The 17,034-nt window shown below is 65.6% G+C and carries 15 protein-coding genes; 12 read left to right on the top strand and 3 right to left on the bottom strand.

Features of this window, described 5'->3' with window-relative positions; translation table 11 throughout:
- Position 1 precedes the first annotated feature (1 nt).
- The 9 genes from meaB (at position 2) to R0D99_RS10225 (ending at position 8,338) form a co-directional block, all read left to right on the top strand.
- The gene (gene meaB / locus R0D99_RS10265) at positions 2 to 1,009 is read left to right on the top strand and encodes a methylmalonyl Co-A mutase-associated GTPase MeaB (RefSeq protein ID WP_416365866.1); all 1,008 of its coding nucleotides are present in this window, start codon (positions 2 to 4) and stop codon (positions 1,007 to 1,009) included.
- Positions 1,010 to 1,092: 83 nt separating this feature from the next.
- Positions 1,093 to 2,625: an acyl-CoA carboxylase subunit beta gene (locus tag R0D99_RS10260; protein WP_317748155.1), complete on the top strand. Its 1,533-nt coding sequence runs from the start codon at positions 1,093 to 1,095 to the stop codon at positions 2,623 to 2,625.
- A 66-nt stretch (positions 2,626 to 2,691) separates the two neighbouring features.
- Positions 2,692 to 4,752 (top strand): acetyl/propionyl/methylcrotonyl-CoA carboxylase subunit alpha, encoded by a 2,061-nt coding sequence (locus R0D99_RS10255; RefSeq protein ID WP_317748154.1) that lies wholly within the window; start codon positions 2,692 to 2,694, stop codon positions 4,750 to 4,752.
- Positions 4,753 to 4,840: 88 nt separating this feature from the next.
- Positions 4,841 to 5,074 carry an AbrB/MazE/SpoVT family DNA-binding domain-containing protein gene (locus R0D99_RS10250; RefSeq protein WP_317748153.1) on the top strand — a complete coding sequence of 78 codons (234 nt, stop codon included), beginning with the start codon at positions 4,841 to 4,843 and terminating at the stop codon, positions 5,072 to 5,074.
- Positions 5,074 to 5,472: a type II toxin-antitoxin system death-on-curing family toxin gene (locus R0D99_RS10245; protein WP_317751067.1), complete on the top strand. Its 399-nt coding sequence runs from the start codon at positions 5,074 to 5,076 to the stop codon at positions 5,470 to 5,472. The genes R0D99_RS10250 and R0D99_RS10245 overlap by 1 nt, the downstream gene beginning before the upstream one ends.
- 5 nt (positions 5,473 to 5,477) lie before the next feature.
- Positions 5,478 to 5,780 (top strand): DUF167 domain-containing protein, encoded by a 303-nt coding sequence (locus R0D99_RS10240; RefSeq protein ID WP_317748152.1) that lies wholly within the window; start codon positions 5,478 to 5,480, stop codon positions 5,778 to 5,780.
- A 104-nt stretch (positions 5,781 to 5,884) separates the two neighbouring features.
- On the top strand, positions 5,885 to 6,994 hold the full coding sequence (locus R0D99_RS10235) for a serine hydrolase (RefSeq protein WP_317748151.1): 1,110 nt from the start codon (positions 5,885 to 5,887) through the stop codon (positions 6,992 to 6,994).
- 102 nt (positions 6,995 to 7,096) lie between these two features.
- On the top strand, positions 7,097 to 7,732 hold the full coding sequence (gene pncA, locus R0D99_RS10230) for a bifunctional nicotinamidase/pyrazinamidase (RefSeq protein WP_317748150.1): 636 nt from the start codon (positions 7,097 to 7,099) through the stop codon (positions 7,730 to 7,732).
- Between the two features lie 132 nt (positions 7,733 to 7,864).
- Entirely contained in the window at positions 7,865 to 8,338 is a 474-nt protein-coding gene (locus R0D99_RS10225; RefSeq protein WP_317748149.1) for a VOC family protein, read from the top strand.
- Between the two features lie 35 nt (positions 8,339 to 8,373).
- Here R0D99_RS10225 and cls read toward each other — a convergent pair whose 3' ends face one another.
- Positions 8,374 to 9,663: a cardiolipin synthase gene (gene cls, locus R0D99_RS10220; protein ID WP_317748148.1), complete on the bottom strand. Its 1,290-nt coding sequence runs from the start codon at positions 9,661 to 9,663 to the stop codon at positions 8,374 to 8,376.
- A gap of 243 nt (positions 9,664 to 9,906) precedes the next feature.
- Between cls and R0D99_RS10215 the strand changes: the two genes are divergently transcribed.
- From R0D99_RS10215 to R0D99_RS10205, 3 genes are read left to right on the top strand one after another with little or no spacing between them, the layout of a single operon-like run.
- Positions 9,907 to 11,736 (top strand): FAD-dependent oxidoreductase, encoded by a 1,830-nt coding sequence (locus tag R0D99_RS10215; protein ID WP_317748147.1) that lies wholly within the window; start codon positions 9,907 to 9,909, stop codon positions 11,734 to 11,736.
- Entirely contained in the window at positions 11,733 to 13,562 is a 1,830-nt protein-coding gene (locus tag R0D99_RS10210) for a 2-oxoacid:acceptor oxidoreductase subunit alpha (protein WP_317748146.1), read from the top strand. Before R0D99_RS10215 ends, R0D99_RS10210 begins: the two co-directional genes overlap by 4 nt.
- A complete protein-coding gene (locus R0D99_RS10205; RefSeq protein ID WP_317748145.1) occupies positions 13,559 to 14,614 on the top strand; it encodes a 2-oxoacid:ferredoxin oxidoreductase subunit beta in 1,056 nt (351 codons plus the stop codon). The genes R0D99_RS10210 and R0D99_RS10205 overlap by 4 nt, the downstream gene beginning before the upstream one ends.
- A 6-nt stretch (positions 14,615 to 14,620) precedes the next feature.
- Here R0D99_RS10205 and rsxB read toward each other — a convergent pair whose 3' ends face one another.
- Both rsxB and R0D99_RS10195 read right to left on the bottom strand, forming a co-directional pair.
- Positions 14,621 to 15,289, bottom strand: a complete 669-nt coding sequence (gene rsxB, locus R0D99_RS10200) for an electron transport complex subunit RsxB (protein ID WP_317748144.1) — start codon at positions 15,287 to 15,289, stop codon at positions 14,621 to 14,623.
- A gap of 77 nt (positions 15,290 to 15,366) precedes the next feature.
- Positions 15,367 to 16,971, bottom strand: coding sequence for a polyhydroxyalkanoate depolymerase (locus R0D99_RS10195; protein ID WP_317748143.1), 1,605 nt, complete (start codon positions 16,969 to 16,971; stop codon positions 15,367 to 15,369).
- Positions 16,972 to 17,034 lie beyond the last annotated feature (63 nt).

The following is a 17,034-nucleotide window of genomic DNA, read 5'->3' as shown; positions in this document are numbered from 1 at the left end:
AATGCCCACCGTGCACGCCATCACCGCCGCCCCTGGCCCCGCCCAGCGCCGCGCCATCGCCAAGGCCATCACGCTGCTTGAATCGACGCGCGCCGATCATCGCGCGCAGGGCGACGAATTGCTGACGGCGCTGCTGCCGCACACGGGCAAGTCTTTGCGCATCGGCATCAGCGGCGTACCCGGCGTGGGCAAAAGCACCTTCATCGAATCGCTCGGCGTGTACCTGATCGAGCAAGGCCATCGCGTTGCCGTGCTGGCCATTGACCCCTCATCCACCGTATCGGGCGGCTCCATCCTGGGCGACAAGACGCGCATGGATCGGCTCTCGACACTGGAAGCTGCCTACATCCGCCCCAGCCCCAGCAGCGGCACGCTGGGCGGCGTGGCCGAGAAGACACGCGAAGCCATGCTGGTGTGTGAAGCGGCGGGCTACGACGTGGTGCTGGTCGAGACTGTGGGCGTCGGCCAGTCCGAAACGGCGGTGAGCGGCATGACCGACATGTTCGTGCTGCTGCAATTGCCCAACGCGGGCGACGATTTGCAAGCCATCAAGAAGGGCGTGATGGAACTGGCCGACCTAGTGGTCATCAACAAGTCCGACATCGACCCGGCCGCCGCCACGCGCGCGCGGGCGCAGATCCAGTCGGCGCTGCGCCTGTTCGGCCTGCATGGCAATCCTGAACATGCCCACCACGACGAGGCCCAGTGGCACCCGCGCGTGATCCAGATCAGTGGCTTGAAGGGCGAGGGGCTGGACGATTTCTGGCAAGCCGTCACGCAGTTCCGGGATCTGCAAACTGCCAACGGGCGCCTGGCCGCACGGCGCCAGCAGCAGAACCTGGCGTGGATGTGGGAACGCATCGACGCGGGCCTGAAAAGCGCCTTTCGCGCGCATCTGGGCGTCAGGGCGGAGTTGCCGGCGATGCTGGAGGCCGTATCCGCCGGGCGCGTGGCGCCATCGACGGCGGCGCGCACGCTGCTGGCAGCGCAGCTGTCCAATACGTCATAAAAGATAGCAATACATCTTGATCTGGCAAGCGCCAGAGGCCCATTTAATTCATAGAACGAGCGAATCCAAAGCGAAGGAACCCCATGAAGCTGATTCTTGAACAACTCGAACAAAAGCGCGCCGCCGCCCGCCTGGGCGGCGGGCAAAAGCGCATTGACGCGCAGCACGGCAAAGGCAAGCTCACCGCGCGTGAGCGCATCGAGGTGCTGCTGGACGCTGGCAGCTTCGAAGAGTGGGACATGTTCGTCGAGCACCGCTGCGCCGACTTCGGCATGGACGCCACGCACATCCCGGGCGACGGCGTGGTGATCGGCTACGGCACCATCAATGGCCGCTTGGTCTTCGTGTTCAGCCAGGACTTCACCGTGTTCGGCGGTGCCCTGAGCGAGGCGCACGCCGAGAAGATCTGCAAGCTGATGGACCAGGCCATAAAGGTGGGCGCGCCCGTCATCGGCCTCAACGATTCAGGCGGCGCGCGCATCCAGGAAGGCGTGGCCTCGCTCGGCGGCTATGCCGAAGTGTTCCAGCGCAACGTGATGGCCTCGGGCGTCATCCCGCAGATCAGCATGATCATGGGCCCGTGCGCGGGCGGCGCGGTGTACAGCCCTGCCATGACCGACTTCATCTTCATGGTGAAGGACACCAGCTACATGTTCGTCACCGGCCCCGAGGTGGTCAAGACCGTGACGCACGAGAGCGTGACGGCCGAGGAACTGGGTGGCGCGCTGACGCACAACACCAAGAGCGGCGTGGCCGACCTGGCGTTCGAGAACGACGTCGAGGCGCTGCTGATGCTGCGGCGCTTCTTCAACTACATCCCCGCCAGCAACCGCGAGAAAGCGCCGTACCGGCCCACGCTGGACAAGGTCGACCGCGCCGACAAGAGCCTCGACACGCTGGTCCCGGACAACCCCAACCTGCCCTACGACATCAAGGAAGCCATCACCAAGACGGTGGACGATGGCGAGTTCTTCGAACTGCAGCCCGACTACGCCGCCAACATCGTCATCGGCATGGCGCGCATGGATGGCAACGTGGTTGGCATCGTGGCCAACCAGCCGCTGGTGCTGGCGGGCTGCCTCGACATCAAGAGCAGCATCAAGGCCGCGCGCTTCGTGCGCTTTTGCGATGCCTTCAACATCCCCGTCATCACCTTTGTCGATGTGCCCGGCTTCATGCCCGGCACAGCGCAGGAATACGGCGGCATCATCAAGCACGGGGCCAAATTGCTGTACGCGTATGCCGAATGCACGGTGCCGAAGATCACCGTCATCACGCGCAAGGCCTACGGCGGCGCGTACGACGTGATGGCCTCCAAGCACTTGCGTGGCGACGTCAACCTGGCCTGGCCCAACGCCGAGATCGCGGTGATGGGCGCCAAGGGCGCGGTCGAGATCATCTTCCGGGAAGACAAGAACGACCCCGAAAAGCTGGCCAAGCGCGAGGCCGAATACAAGGCCCGCTTCGCCAACCCCTTCGTCGCCGGCAGCCGTGGCTTCATCGACGACGTGATCCAGCCGCACGAAACGCGCAAGCGCATCTGCCGCAGCCTGGCGATGCTGAAGGACAAGAAGCTGGAGAACCCGTGGCGCAAGCACGGGAACATTCCGCTCTGAAATCAATAGCTGCTTGCGCTTGCTAAATGGGCGCTGCAGGCCAGAATCATTAGGAATATCAGCATCATGTTCACCAAGATCCTTATCGCGAACCGTGGCGAAATTGCTTGCCGCGTCATAGCGACAGCCAAGAAAATGGGCATCGCCACCGTGGCGGTGTATTCCGACGCGGACAAATACGCGCGCTTTGTCCAGATGGCCGACGAGTCGGTGCGCCTGGGCCCGCCGCCGTCGCGTGAGTCGTATCTGCTGGCCGACAAGATCATCGAAGCCGCCAAGCAGACGGGCGCACAGGCGATCCACCCCGGCTACGGTTTCCTGAGCGAGAACGAAGCCTTTGCCAAGCGCTGCGAGGATGAGGGCATCGCCTTCATCGGCCCCAAGGCGCATTCGATTGCGGCCATGGGCGACAAGATCGCATCGAAGAAGCTCGCCAATGAGGCCAAGGTCAGCACCATCCCCGGCTACAACGACGCGATTGAAACGCCCGAAAAGGCGGTGGAGATTGCCAAGGGCATCGGCTACCCCGTCATGATCAAGGCCTCGGCCGGTGGCGGCGGCAAAGGGCTGCGCGTGGCCTTCAACGATCAGGAAGCGTTCGACGGCTTTGCCGCGTGCCAGAACGAGGCGCGCAACAGTTTTGGCGACGACCGCGTGTTCATCGAGAAGTTTGTCGAGCAGCCGCGCCACATCGAGATCCAGGTGCTGGGCGATAGCCACGGCAACGTGGTCTATCTGAACGAGCGCGAATGCTCCATCCAGCGCCGGCACCAGAAGGTGATCGAGGAAGCGCCGTCGCCCTTCATCAGCGACGCCACGCGCAAGGCGATGGGCGAGCAGGCGGTGGCGCTGGCCAAGGCGGTGAAGTACCAGAGCGCGGGCACGGTCGAATTCGTGGTCGGCAAGAACCAGGACTTCTACTTTCTGGAGATGAACACGCGCCTGCAGGTGGAGCACCCGGTGACGGAGCTGATCACGGGGCTTGATCTGGTCGAGCAGATGATCCGCGTGGCGGCGGGCGAGAAGCTGGCCTTCACGCAGGCCGACGTGAAGAAGGTTGGCTGGGCGATGGAATGCCGCATCAACGCCGAAGACCCGTTCCGCAACTTCCTGCCGTCCACCGGGCGCCTGGTGCGCTTTGAGCCGCCGGAGCAGAACCTGTTCCAGGGCCAGGCGACGACCGACGTGGGCGTGCGCGTGGACACGGGCGTGATCGACGGTGGCGAGATTCCGATGTACTACGACTCCATGATCGCCAAGCTCATCGTGCACGGCACGGATCGCAACGACGCGATTGCCCGCATGCGCGAGGCGCTGAATGCCTTCGTCATCAAGGGCGTGCAGAGCAACATCCCGTTCCAGGCCGCGCTGCTGGCGCATCCCAAGTTCGTGAGCGGCGATTTCAACACCGGCTTCATCGCCGAGCACTACGCCCACGGCTTCCGCGCCGAGGACGTGCCGCACGACGACCCGCACTTTCTGCAGGCGCTGGCGGCGCACCTGCACATGTTCTACCGCAACCGCGCCAGCGGGCTGCAGGGCCAGTTCTGGGAAGGCTTCAAGCGCCTGCCGGCACGCCAGTTCACGGTGTGCGTGCTGGGCGAGGGCGGCAACAACCGCTACACCGACGTGTCGGCCGGCGAAACCCTGCCCGGCCAGCCGACCCCGCTGACGCTGCATCTGCCCGAGGGCGACAAGCCCTATCACATCAGCATTGACAACGAGATCGGCGACGCGCGGATCACCGGCAGCGTCAACGGAAAGCCGTTCACGGCGCAGATGCAGCGTGGCGCCGGCAAGAACCCGCTGGCGATCCGCGTGGTGCACAACGGCACGCAGATGGACGCCATCGTCATGCACCCGCGCACTGCGGAACTGCACAAGCTGATGCCCTACAAGGCGCCGCCCGACATGAGCAAGTTCGTGCTGTCGCCCATGCCGGGCCTGCTGGTGCAGGTGGCCGTGCAGCCGGGTCAGGAAGTCAAGGCCGGCGAGCGCGTGGCCGTGATCGAAGCCATGAAGATGGAGAACGTGCTGTTCGCCAGCGCCGACGGCGTGGTGAAGGAAGTGCGCGCGAAGAAGGGCGACAGCCTGGCGGTCGATCAGCCCATTGTGGAGTTTGAATAGGCGAGCGAGGGCCTTGCTTGCGGATGAGGCAAGGCGGGATTAAGATATAACGATTGTTATAACTTGCCGCATCGATCGGAGCCCCGCCATGTCCACCGCTGTCGCCCTCAAAGTCACGCAGATTGGTAACTCGGTGGGGGTCATCCTCCCGAAGGAGATGCTGGCCCGACTGAAGGTCGGCAAGGGTGACTCGTTGTACGTCACCGAGGTTCCCGACGGCGTGACCCTGCGGCCTTATGACGCCGAGTTTGCCGAGCAGATGGAGGTGGCGCGCGAGATCATGAAGGAATACCGCGACGTGTTGCGCGAGTTGGCCAAGTGATTGCCGCTGCCAACCAGGCTTGGCGTTGGTTGTCGCGTGAGGTGCTTCTGGCCGTGCATGAAGAGCAGCTGGCCGAGCATGGCGGCGCCACCGGTGTGCGCGACGAGGGTTTGTTCGATTCCTCACTGGCACGTCCGCGGCAACTGGCCAACTACGGGGAGCCCGATATCGCGGATCTGGCGGCTGCCTACGCCTTTGGCTTGGTGCGAAATCATCCATTCATTGATGGCAATAAACGCACGGGCTTCGTGGCTGCTCAGCTGTTCCTGCGGCTCAATGGCCATCGTATTCAGGCGCCGCACGTCGACTGTGTCCTGACCACCCTGGCCCTCGCCGCCAGCGATATCGACGAAGCCGCCTTCGCCGCGTGGCTGCGCCGCCATTTGCAACCGCGCTGACCGCCGTGGCCGCGCACCTGCTCAAGCTGCCGATCCACGCCACCCCGGGCGCCAAGCGAACCGAGGCGGCGGGTTCGCACGGGGGTGCGTTGCGCGTGCGGCTGGGCGCGCCGCCGGTCGACGGCAAGGCGAACACGGCGCTGATCGACTGGGCGGCGTCGGCTTTCGGCGTGCCCAAAAAGCAGGTCGAGTTGCTGCACGGTGCGGCAGGGCGGCAAAAGGTGTTGGGCATTCGCTTTGCGTCGGCCAGTGAACTGGCGGCCGGGCAGGCCTTGCTGGCGCAATGGCTGGCGGTGGGCGAGGGCTGAGCGTGGCAGATGGGTTGACCAGGCTGGATTGGCTGAAAGCTATGAAAAATATAGCTCCGCGCCTTTGCATGAACAGCGCTCGCGCCCGTTTTATGGTTGAACCCATGCGCAGGTCGATCCTTCGGCAGGGCAAGGTAGGCCGCCGGCGCGTGCTGGCGGCCGCGCTGCTGGCGATGGCGGGCGCCTTCGGGCCGGCGTTGCCAGCCTATGCGCAGCGCGTGGCCGATGCCGCACCGGTCACATGGCCGCCAGCGCCCGCCGTGCTGGCCGCGCAGCACCAGCGCGCCTTCAGCGGCCTGCCTGCCCACATCCAGTCGCAGTTGCCCGATGTGCAAAGCGTGGCGGTGGTGCATCGCGGGCACCTGGCCTTCGAGTTCTATCGCACCGGCCTCACCGCCGATACCCTGCAGGACACGCAGTCGGTGACCAAGAGCGTGCTGGCCTTGCTGTTTGGCCAGGCGCAGGCCGATGGGCATGTGCGCGGCCCGCAGGAGCTGGTTGCCCTGCGGCTGCCGCAGCTGCTGCGCATGGGCGCCGATGCGCGCGTGCAGCGCCTGCGCTTTGAACATCTGCTGACCATGACGGCCGGTTGGCCAGGAGAGCAGACCGCGCAGCGCGACCGCGACGACGACCTGGGCTGGATCGTGCGCCGTCCCTTTCTGGACGATCCCGGCAAGAAGTTCACCTACGACAACGGCGCGGCCAACTTGCTGGCCATGGCGTTGGCCAACGCGCTGCAGCAGCCGCTGTCGACCTACGCGCGCCAGCGCCTGTTCGAGCCGCTGGGCATTCATGCTTTCGACTGGCGCCAGGGCGCTGCAGGGCATGACCTGGGGGCGCTGGGTCTGTCGCTCACCACGCGCGGCATGGCGCGGTTGGGTGAACTGGTGCTGAACGAAGGCCGCTGGCAGGGCCGGGCGCTGGTGCCGGCCGCGTACGTGCGCGCGGCCACCGAGCGGCAGAACGCCGGCGGCGCACCGCTGTTTTCTGCCTACGGCTACCTGTGGTGGGTGTCGCCCACCGCGCCCAGCCGCAAGGCCGAGCGCCGCACCGCCATGGCCAACGGGTATGGCGGGCAGTGGATTTACGTGTACCCGCCGCTCGATCTGGTGGTGGCCGTGACGTCGCGCCGCCACGCCGAAAGCATGTCGCGCGGCCAGGCGCTGATGCTGATCCGCGGCCAGGTGCTGCCCGCCATCCAGCGCGTGCGTTGACCGGGTATGCTTTTATTTTGATAGCTAAAATAGCCCTGTCCACCGGCGCCAACGCCCGATTTCATTGATATTTGAGACCGCTGACCGCTTCTGCACACCACCATGACGACGTTCAAAGATTCTGAGGCCTTGCTCATCGTGGATGTGCAGTACGGCTTCATGCCCGGCGGCGGTTTGCCGGTCGCCGACGGCGATGCCATCGTGCCCGTCATCAACCGCATCGCGCCGCGTTTCGCCAATGTGGTGCTGACGCAGGACTGGCACCCGGTCGACCACATCTCGTTTGCCGCCAACCACCCGGGCCGCGCACCGTTCGAAACCATCACCTTGCCTTATGGCGAACAGGTGCTGTGGCCCACGCACTGCGTGCAGGGCACGCGCGATGCCGCATTGCACGACGCTCTGCACGCTCCGCAGGCACAGCTCATCATCCGCAAGGGCTTCCACCGCCACGTCGACAGCTACTCGGCCTTCGTCGAAGCCGACCGCCGCACCAGCACGGGCCTGGCCGCGTACCTCAAGGCGCGCGGCATCACGGCGCTGTACCTGTGCGGCCTGGCCACCGACTATTGCGTCGCCTGGAGCGCGCTGGACGCCCGCGCCGCCGGCTTTGAAGCCACGGTGATCGAGGACGCCTGCCGCGCCATCGACCTGAACGGCTCGCTGGCCACCGCCTGGGCCGACATGGCGGCGGCCGGCGTGGGGCGTGTCGACTCAGCCGGCTTTTTAAACAGCTGAAACCTTTGAACGCAAAGAACGCGAAAGTGGCGCAAAAAGACGCCGAACAGCACTGAAATTTTCTTTGCGCTTTTGCGAAGTCTTTGCGTCCTTTGCGTTCAAAAAATCAACATCACCACCTGGAGCTAACCCATGACACGTCCCTTCAAAGTCCTCGGCATACAGCAGATCGCCATCGGCGGCCCCGACAAGCAACGGCTGCAGACGCTGTGGGTCGATATGTTCGGTCTGGAAAAAACCGGCACGTTCAAGAGCGAGCGCGAGAACGTCGACGAGGACATCTGCGCCATCGGTTCAGGCCCGTTCAAGGTCGAGGTCGACCTGATGCAGCCGCTCGACCCCGAGAAGAAGCCGGCGGTGCACACCACACCGCTCAACCACATCGGCCTGTGGATTGATGATTTGCCCAAGGCCGTCGAATGGCTGACGGCGCAAGGCGTGCGCTTTGCGCCGGGCGGCATCCGCAAGGGGGCCGCGGGTTACGACATCACCTTCCTGCACCCCAAGGCGAACGACGAATTTCCGATTGCGGGCGAGGGCGTGTTGATCGAGCTGGTGCAGGCGCCGCCCGAAGTCATTCAGGCCTTTTCAGCCCTCAGCGCTTGATGGAAAGGCGCGAGAAGCTATTTAAAAGATAGCAATCAGAGCTGCGACTTGATTGGCAGTACGAAGCGCTCGATGAGCTTGTCCTTCACCGGGCGCTTTTCCCACACCTCGAAGGTGTAGCGCTTGGTGTGCTTCAGGTCTTCCTCGAACACGTGCGTCATCTTCTGCGCGAAGCCACGGTCGTACACGTTCAGGCTCGCCTCGTCGTTGAGGCGGAACGAGCGCACGTCGAAGTTGGTCGATCCGACCGACGTCATTTCCTGGTCGATGATGAGCAGCTTGTTGTGCATCATCGTCGGCAGGTATTCGTGGATCTCCACGCCCGCCTGCAGCAACGGCCCCCATTCGGCCTTGGAGGCCAGCCGCACGGTGTCCGAATCGATGTGCTCGCCCGGCACCAAAATGCGCACCTTCACGCCGCGCTGGCGCGCCGCGATCAGCGCCTTGTGGATCAACTCGTCGGGCACGAAGTACGACGCCTGCAGGTCGATCGACCGGTCGGCCGCGGCAATGCCCATCAGGTACATCAGGTGCATGCTCTCGCTGCCGCCGGCGGGTGACGAGATGAACATGTGCGCGTCCATGTCGCCCGCCTTTTGCGGCGGCGGAAAGTGGTCGGCGCCGTTCAGCACTTCGCCCGTGGTCTTGATCCAGTTGTCGTTGAAGGCAGCCTGGAACTGCGCCACCACCGGGCCTTCCACCCGGAAGTGCATGTCGCGCCAGTGGTCCGGGTCTTGCGCGTGGCCCGTCCATTGCTCGGCCACGCCCACGCCGCCGGTGAAGGCGATCCGCCCATCCACCACCAGCAGCTTGCGGTGGGTGCGGTTGTTCATGCGGCCCAGGTTGTACCAGTGCAGCGGGCGGTAGCGCTCCACCTGCACGCCGGCATCCTTCATCGTCTGGATCAGCGCCTCGTCCATCTTGATGCTGCCCACCCAGTCGAGCAGCACCGACACCTTCACGCCCGCCTTGGCGCGCTCGGCCAGCGCTTCGGCCAGCTCCTTGCCGATGTCGCCCGACCAGTAGATGTAGGTCTCGAAGGTGATGGTCTTGCTGGCCGCGCGAATGGCCTTGAGCATGGCGGGAAAGATCTCGTCCCCGTTCTGCAATTCTTCGACGCGGTTGCCGCCGACGATGGCGGGGCCGAGCATCACGCTCATCTCGCGCCGGTATTGCGGGGCGCTGATGGCGTAGCGGTGGTCGATCTTGCGCTCGAGCTTCTTCTCGGGCGTGGCGAAGTTCATCGCCAGGACCACGGCCAGCACAGTCACGAGCGCGGTGATGGCGATGGTCCAGAGCATCTTCTTCTTGCGGCGGGTAGGCATGGGCCACCCCATTCGGGCTGGTGGTGGATAAAGGTGCGCCGCCTTGTCTTGCGAGGGTTAAGCGGCGAGACGACTCTATCCGCGCCCACCAGCGTGCGCCCGTAGGACGGCGTCGCCAGCCGCTGACAGCGCGCACAAATGCGCTGGATCAGCCGGGCGGGGCCGGTGTCGTCGTAGACTGTGGGGTATCCGGCCAGCGCCAAGGCCATGAAGAAGCCTTTGCACCGGGTGAGGAGATATTCCGTGCAAGCCACAGATACCCAGGATCCGGCCTACTTCCACAAGGTCGTCGATTGCCAGTGGGCGTGCCCCGCGCACACGCCCGTCCCCGAATACATCCGCATGATTGCGCAGGGCCGATACGGCGATGCGTACATGGTCAATTGGGTGTCCAACGTGTTTCCCGGCATCTTGGGGCGCACCTGCGACCGCCCGTGCGAGCCGGCCTGCCGGCGCGGCCGGGTGGAAGAGGCCAACGCCGAAAAGCCCGAACCCGTCGCCATCTGTCGCCTGAAGCGCGTGGCGGCCGACCTGAAGGACGACGTGGTGGCGCGCATGCCGCGCCCGCTGCCGTCGAACGGCAAGCGCATTGCTTGCGTGGGCGCGGGGCCGGCATCCTTGACGGTGGCGCGCGACCTGGCGCCGCTGGGTTACCAGGTGACGGTGTTCGACGGCGAGCGCAAGGCGGGTGGCTTCATGCACCAGCAGATTCCGCGCTTTCGCCTGCCCGAAAGCGTGATCGACGAGGAAACCGGCTACGTCTTTGCGCTGGGCGTTGAGTTCAAAAGCGGCCAGCGCATCGATTCGATGAAGGCGCTGATGGCCGAAGGCTACGACGCCATCTTCGTGGGCAGCGGCGCGCCGCGCGGGCGCGACCTGGACATTCCGGGCCGGCAGGAAGCGGCCAAGCACATCCACATCGGCATCGACTGGCTGGCCTCGGTGTCGTTCGGGCACGTCACCCAAGTCGGCAAGCGCGTCATCGTGCTGGGCGGCGGCAACACCGCGATGGACTGCTGCCGCTCGGCCCGGCGCATGGGCGGCGAAGACGTCAAGGTCATCGTGCGCTCAGGCTTTGACGAGATGAAGGCGTCGCCCTGGGAAAAGGAAGACGCCCAGCACGAAGGCATTCCCATCATCAACATGCACGTGCCCAAGGCCTTCGTGCATGAAGGCGGCAAGCTGACGGGCATGACGTTTGAGGTGGTGCGCGCCGAATACGACGACAAAGGTCGCCGCAGCCTGGTGCCCACGGGCGAGCCGGACGTGCTCTTCGGCTGCGATGAGGTGCTGATCGCCGTCGGTCAGGAAAACGCCTTTCCGTGGATCGAGCGCGACTGCGGCATCGAATTCGACAAGTGGGGCTTGCCGGTGCTGAAGGAGGGCACGTTCCAGTCCAGTGTGCCCAACGTCTTCTTCGGCGGTGACGCGGCCTATGGCCCCAAGAACATCATCACGGCCGTGGCGCAGGGCCACGAGGCGGCGGTGTCGATCGACCTGGCCTTGAACGGTCAGGACGTGACCGCCAAGCCGCCGCCACGCACCAATTTGATGTCGCAAAAGATGGGCATCCACGAATGGGGCTACGACAACGACCCCAGCAACGACCTGCGCTACAAGGTGCCGTGGGCCAAGGCCGAAAAGGCGCTGGCCAGCATCCAGGTCGAGGTGGAACTGGGCTTTGACGCGCGCACCGCGTTCAAGGAAGCGGGCCGCTGCCTGAACTGCGACGTGCAGACCGTGTTCGCGCCAAAGCTGTGCATCGAATGCGACGGCTGTGTCGACATCTGTCCGATGGACTGCATCACCTTCACCGCGCCGGGCACCGAGGCCGAACTGCGCCAGCGCCTGAACGCGCCGGCCGAGAACCTGGACCAGGACATCTTTGTTTCGCAGATGCTGCAGACCGGCCGCATCCTGGTCAAGGACGAAGACGTGTGCCTGCACTGCGGGCTGTGCGCCGAGCGCTGCCCGACCGGCGCGTGGGACATGCAGAAATTCCTGCTGAATACGGCCAAGGCCGGCGATGCGATCAATCCGGTGGTGGTTTGCGCAGAAAGGACCGCGGCATGACACAGATCACTGCGACGAACGACTTCGTCATCAAGTTCGCCAACGTCAACGGCTCGGGCTCGGCCAGCGCCAACGAGCTGTTCGCCAAGGCCATTTTGCGCATGGGCGTGCCGGTCAGCCCGCGCAACATCTTCCCCAGCAACATCCAGGGCCTGCCCACGTGGTACGAAGTGCGCGTGAGCGAAAAAGGCTACCTGGGCCGGCGCGGCGGCATCGACATGATGGTGGCCATGAACCCGCAAACCTGGGCCGCCGACGTGGAAGAGATCGAACCGGGCGGCTACCTGTTCTACGACAGCACGCGCCCGCGCCCGGCCAGTGAGCTGCGCGACGACATCACCGTCATCGGCATGCCGCTGACCGAAATCTGCAACGCCGTATACAGCGACCCGCGCCAGCGCCAGCTGTTCAAGAACATCATGTACGTGGGCGCGCTGTCGGTGCTGCTGGACATGGACCCGGCGGCCATCGAAGGCCTGCTGGGCGAGCAGTACAAGGGCAAGGAAAAGCTGATCGCCTCCAACGTGCAGGCGCTCAACCTGGGGCGCGACTTTGCCAGGGAACACTTGAAGCACCCGCTGCCGATCCGCGTGGAGCGCGCGCACCGCGTGGGCCAGCGCATCTTCATCGACGGCAACACGGCCGCCGGCCTGGGCGCGGTGTACGGCGGCGCCACCTTGTGCGCCTGGTACCCCATCACGCCGTCCACGTCGGTGGCCGAGGCGTATCAAAAATATAGCAACAAGTTCAGAGTGGACGCCGAGGGTCGGCACAACTATGCCTTCGTGCAGGCCGAGGACGAACTGGCCTCGATCGGCATGGTGGTGGGCGCGGGCTGGAACGGCGCGCGGGCCTTTACCGCCACATCAGGCCCTGGCGTGTCGCTGATGACGGAGTTCATCGGCCTGGCCTACTTTGCCGAAATTCCCGTCACCATCATCAACGTGCAGCGCGGCGGCCCGTCCACCGGCATGCCCACACGCACGCAGCAGGCCGACGTATTGGCCTGCGCCTATGCCTCGCACGGCGACACCAAGCACGTGCTGCTGTTCCCCGAAGACCCGAAGGAATGCTTCGAGCACACGGCCACCGCGCTCGACCTGGCCGACCGGCTGCAAACGCCCGTGTTCGTGATGACCGACCTAGACATCGGCATGAACCAGCGCCTGTGCGAGCCGCTGACCTGGGACGACGCGCGCGACTACGACCGCGGCAAGGTGATGACGGCCGAAGACCTGGAGCACAAGGACTTCGGCCGCTACAAGGACGTGGACGGCGACGGCATCCCGTGGCGCACGCTGCCCGGCACGCACCCCACGCGCGGCAGCTACTTCACGCGCGGCACCACGCGCGATGCCTATGCGCGCTATTCCGAGCGCGGGCCGGACTACATCTACAACGTGCAGCGCCTGCTGCACAAGTTCGCCACCGCCGCCACGCTGGTGCCGCAGCCGGTGCCGCGCCCGGCCGCCAAGCGCACGCGGCTGGGCGTCATTTTTTATGGCTCGACCAGCCCGGCCATGCACGAGGCGCTGGATGTGCTGGCTGGCCAGGGCATCCACCTCGATGCGCTGCGGCTGCGCGCGTTTCCGTTCCCGGCCAGCGTCAAGGAATTCATCGACGCGCACGAGACGGTGTTCGTGGTCGAGCAGAACCGCGACGCGCAGCTGCGCAGCCTGCTGGTGAACGAACTGGAGATCAACCCCGCCAAGCTGCAGAAGGTGCTGCACTACGACGGCACGCCGATCACCGCGCGCTTCATCACCGAATACATCACCGACCATGTGCACGACGCCGTGGTTTCACCGCAAGAGAGCAAGGCATGACCTACATCGCCAAACCCCGCCTGCACCACCCCTCGCTCACGCGCAACAAGGTCGGCTACACCCGGCGCGACTACGAGGGCAAGGTCTCCACGCTGTGCGCCGGCTGCGGCCACGATTCGATCTCGGCCGCCATCATCCAGGCCTGCTGGGAACTCGACATCGAGCCGCACCGCGTGGCCAAGCTCTCGGGCATCGGCTGCTCGTCCAAGACGCCCGACTACTTTTTGGGCGCCAGCCACGGCTTCAACACCGTGCACGGCCGCATGCCCAGCGTGCTGACGGGGGCCAACCTGGCCAACCGCGACCTGCTGTACCTGGGTGTCTCGGGCGACGGCGATTCGGCCTCCATTGGCCTCGGCCAGTTCGCGCACGCCATGCGGCGCAACGTCAACATGGTCTACATCGTCGAGAACAACGGCGTATATGGCCTCACCAAAGGCCAGTTCTCGGCCACCGCCGACAAGGGCAGCCAGAGCAAGAAGGGCGTCGTCAACGCCGACAGCCCGGTCGACCTGGTGGGGCTGGCCATGCAGCTGGGCGCCAGCTTCGTGGCGCGCAGCTTCTCGGGCGACAAGGCGCAGATGGTGCCGCTCATCAAGGCTGCCATCGGCCACGGCGGCGCGGCGTTCATCGACATCATCAGCCCCTGCGTCACGTTCAACAACCACGCCGGCAGCACCCGCAGCTACGACTGGGTGCGCGAACACAACGAGGCCGTCAGCCGCATCGACTTCATCACGGGCCGCGAAGAAATCACCGCCACCATCCAGCCGGGCGAGGTGGTCGACGTGGAACAGCACGATGGCACCACCCTGCGCCTGCGCAAGCTGCACACCGACTACGACCCGACCGACCGCGTGGCCGCCATGAGCTACATGCACGCCCGCGCCGCCGAAGGCGAGCTGCTCACGGGCCTGCTGTTTGTCGAAGCCGAAGCGGGCGACCTGCATGCCTCGCAGAACACCAGCGCACGCCCGCTCAACAGCCTGGGCAAGGCCGACCTGTGCCCCGGCGCGGCGGCGCTGGACAAGCTGAACGCGCAGCTGCGCTGAAGCGCGTCACGTATCGCGTTTTTGCCGCGCCCGCGCCAGCGCGGCCTCGATAACGGCGCGCTTGCGGGCCAGTTCGGCCTCGCTGTCGGTGTGCGTCAATTCCGCCAGGTGGGCCAGCTTGTGCTCGGCCTTTTTTTCAAGCGTTTCGGCGTGCTGGCGCTCATCCCGCTTGCGTCGCAAGCTCACAAATTCATAGCGTTCCCGGGCGGCGTGGGCGTCTTGCGTCGACCACGCGTCCCAGCCCGTGCGCTGGCCGGTGACGTTTTCCAGCGCAATGCAGTCGACCGGGCAGGCGGGAATGCACAGCTCGCAGCCGGTGCATTGCGATTCGATCACCGTGTGCATGCGCTTGTTGCCGCCGACGATGCAGTCGACCGGGCAGGCCTTGATGCACAGCGTGCAGCCAATGCACCAGGCCTCGTCGATCCAGGCCACGCTGCGCGGGCCTTCGGCGCCGTGCTCGGGGTTGAGGGGCAGGGCAGGCAGGCCGGTGAGCCGGGACAGGCGGCGAATGCCCTCGGCGCCGCCGGGCGGACACTGGTTGATGGCAGAGTCACCTGCCGCGATGGCTTGCGCGTAGGCAGCGCAATCCGGGTAGCCGCAGCGCGTGCATTGCGTCTGCGGCAACGCGTCCAGCAGGCGCCGCGCCAGGGCGGAGGGGTAGCCGTTTGTCATGCCGCGCGGCCTTCGTCAAACAGCAACGCCCGCCAAGGCGGGCGTTGGCTGCAGGGCGGCACGGGCCCGCCGCGCCATCAGCGCGACGATGCGCCGCCCGCGCGGCGTGCCGGGGTTTTCTGCGCCGTCTTGGCAGCGCGATTGCGGCCGTTGGCCGGGGCGGATGGGGCCGCGTTGACGGGTGCGCTGCCGTTGGCGGTGCGCCAGGCGGTCTTGACGGCGGGCTGGGCCGCGGCCTTGGCCTTGGGCGCCGGGGTGGCGGCGCGCGGGCGGCGGGCTGCTGCGCGGGCTGCCTTGGCGGGGGCGGGCGCAGCCACCGGGGCGGCAGCGGGCGCGTCCTGTGCCACCGGGGCCGCGGCGGGCGACTCAGGCAGCAGGGGGATGCGCTCGGGCATGATTTCTTTCGACGCCATGGCCTTGGCGTGGAATTCGGCTATGAAGGCCTTGACCTGCGGGTACACCACGGTGCGCCAGCGGCGGCCGCTGAAGATGCCGTAGTGGCCCGCACCCTTGACTTCAAGGTGGTCGCCCTCGCGGCGCGGCACACCCTTGCACAGCGCGTGCGCGGCCTTGGTCTGGCCAGAGCCGGAGATGTCGTCGAGCTCGCCTTCCACCGTCAGCTGTTCGGTGCCGGTGATGTCCTGCGGACGCACGCGCTCCAGCTTGCCTTCGGGCGAGCGCACGTCCCAGGTGCCGTTGACCAGCTTGAAGTCCTGGAACACGGTCTGGATGGTTTCCAGGTAGTAGTCCGCGTCCATGTCGAGCACGGCGTTGTATTCGTCGTAGAACTGGCGGTGCGAATCGGCGCTGGACTGGTCGCCCTTGATCAGGTCCTTGAAGTAGTCGTAGTGGCTGCTGGCGTGGCGGTCCGGGTTCATCGCGATGAAGCCGGCGTGCTGCATGAAGCCGGGGTACACGCGGCGGCCGGCGCCGGGGTAGTTGGGCGGCACGCGGAAGATCACGTTGTTCTCGAACCACTGGTGGCTGCGCTGCGTGGCCAGGTTGTTCACCGTGGTCGGCGACTTGCGCGCGTCGATGGGGCCGCCCATCATGGTCATGGTGACGGGGGTCTTCTCGCCCCGGCTGGCCATGAGCGACACCGCGGCCAGCACCGGCACGGTGGGCTGGCACACGCTGACGGTGTGGCAGTTGCCGTACTTGCTCTGCAGGTGGCGGATGAATTCCTGCACGTAGTTGACGTAGTCGTCCAGGTGAAACTCGCCTTCGGACAGCGGCACCATGCGGGCGTTCTTCCAGTCGGTGATGTAGACCTTGTGGCCTTCGAGCATGGTGCGCACGGTGTCGCGCAGCAGTGTGGCGTAGTGGCCGGACAGCGGCGCCACGATCAGCACCGGCGGCTGGCTCTTGAGCTTGAGCAGCGTGGCCGGATCGTCCGAGAAGCGCTTGAAGCGCAGCAGCTGACAGAACGGCTTGTCGATCTCGACCCGCTCGTCGATGGCGACTTCGACGCCGTCGACTTCGACCTTGCGGATGCCGAATTCGGGCTTTTCATAGTCCTTGCCCAGGCGATGGAACAGCGCATAGGCGGCGGACACGCGCTGCGCCATGGGCATCTGGCCCAGCAGGGTATGGCGGTTGCCGTACAGCTTGGCGGCGGCGTCGGCCATGTCCGCAAAGGGTTCGAGCAGCGAACGCTGCGCCTCGTAGATTTGATAGAGCATGAAAGAACTTCTCGATCGGTTGTGCGGTGCAATATAACGCAGCGACGCGGTAAAAGCAGTGGA

Origin of the sequence: Ottowia sp. SB7-C50 (genome assembly GCF_033110285.1) — a bacterium.
Lineage (GTDB): Bacteria > Pseudomonadota > Gammaproteobacteria > Burkholderiales > Burkholderiaceae_C > Ottowia.
The sequence above is the reverse complement of the archived record's forward strand: the minus strand, read 5'-3'. Positions and strand labels throughout refer to the sequence as shown.

What these genes read in the sequence shown, in the direction of transcription:
- meaB (WP_416365866.1), top strand. Translation starts at nt 2, where the DNA reads ATGCCCACCGTGCACGCCATCACCGCCGCCCCTGGCCCCGCCCAGCGC.
- R0D99_RS10260 (WP_317748155.1), top strand. Translation starts at nt 1,093, where the DNA reads ATGAAGCTGATTCTTGAACAACTCGAACAAAAGCGCGCCGCCGCCCGC.
- R0D99_RS10255 (WP_317748154.1), top strand. Translation starts at nt 2,692, where the DNA reads ATGTTCACCAAGATCCTTATCGCGAACCGTGGCGAAATTGCTTGCCGC.
- R0D99_RS10250 (WP_317748153.1), top strand. Translation starts at nt 4,841, where the DNA reads ATGTCCACCGCTGTCGCCCTCAAAGTCACGCAGATTGGTAACTCGGTG.
- R0D99_RS10235 (WP_317748151.1), top strand. Translation starts at nt 5,885, where the DNA reads ATGCGCAGGTCGATCCTTCGGCAGGGCAAGGTAGGCCGCCGGCGCGTG.
- pncA (WP_317748150.1), top strand. Translation starts at nt 7,097, where the DNA reads ATGACGACGTTCAAAGATTCTGAGGCCTTGCTCATCGTGGATGTGCAG.
- R0D99_RS10225 (WP_317748149.1), top strand. Translation starts at nt 7,865, where the DNA reads ATGACACGTCCCTTCAAAGTCCTCGGCATACAGCAGATCGCCATCGGC.
- cls (WP_317748148.1), bottom strand. Translation starts at nt 9,663, where the DNA reads ATGCCTACCCGCCGCAAGAAGAAGATGCTCTGGACCATCGCCATCACC.
- R0D99_RS10210 (WP_317748146.1), top strand. Translation starts at nt 11,733, where the DNA reads ATGACACAGATCACTGCGACGAACGACTTCGTCATCAAGTTCGCCAAC.
- R0D99_RS10205 (WP_317748145.1), top strand. Translation starts at nt 13,559, where the DNA reads ATGACCTACATCGCCAAACCCCGCCTGCACCACCCCTCGCTCACGCGC.
- rsxB (WP_317748144.1), bottom strand. Translation starts at nt 15,289, where the DNA reads ATGACAAACGGCTACCCCTCCGCCCTGGCGCGGCGCCTGCTGGACGCG.
- R0D99_RS10195 (WP_317748143.1), bottom strand. Translation starts at nt 16,971, where the DNA reads ATGCTCTATCAAATCTACGAGGCGCAGCGTTCGCTGCTCGAACCCTTT.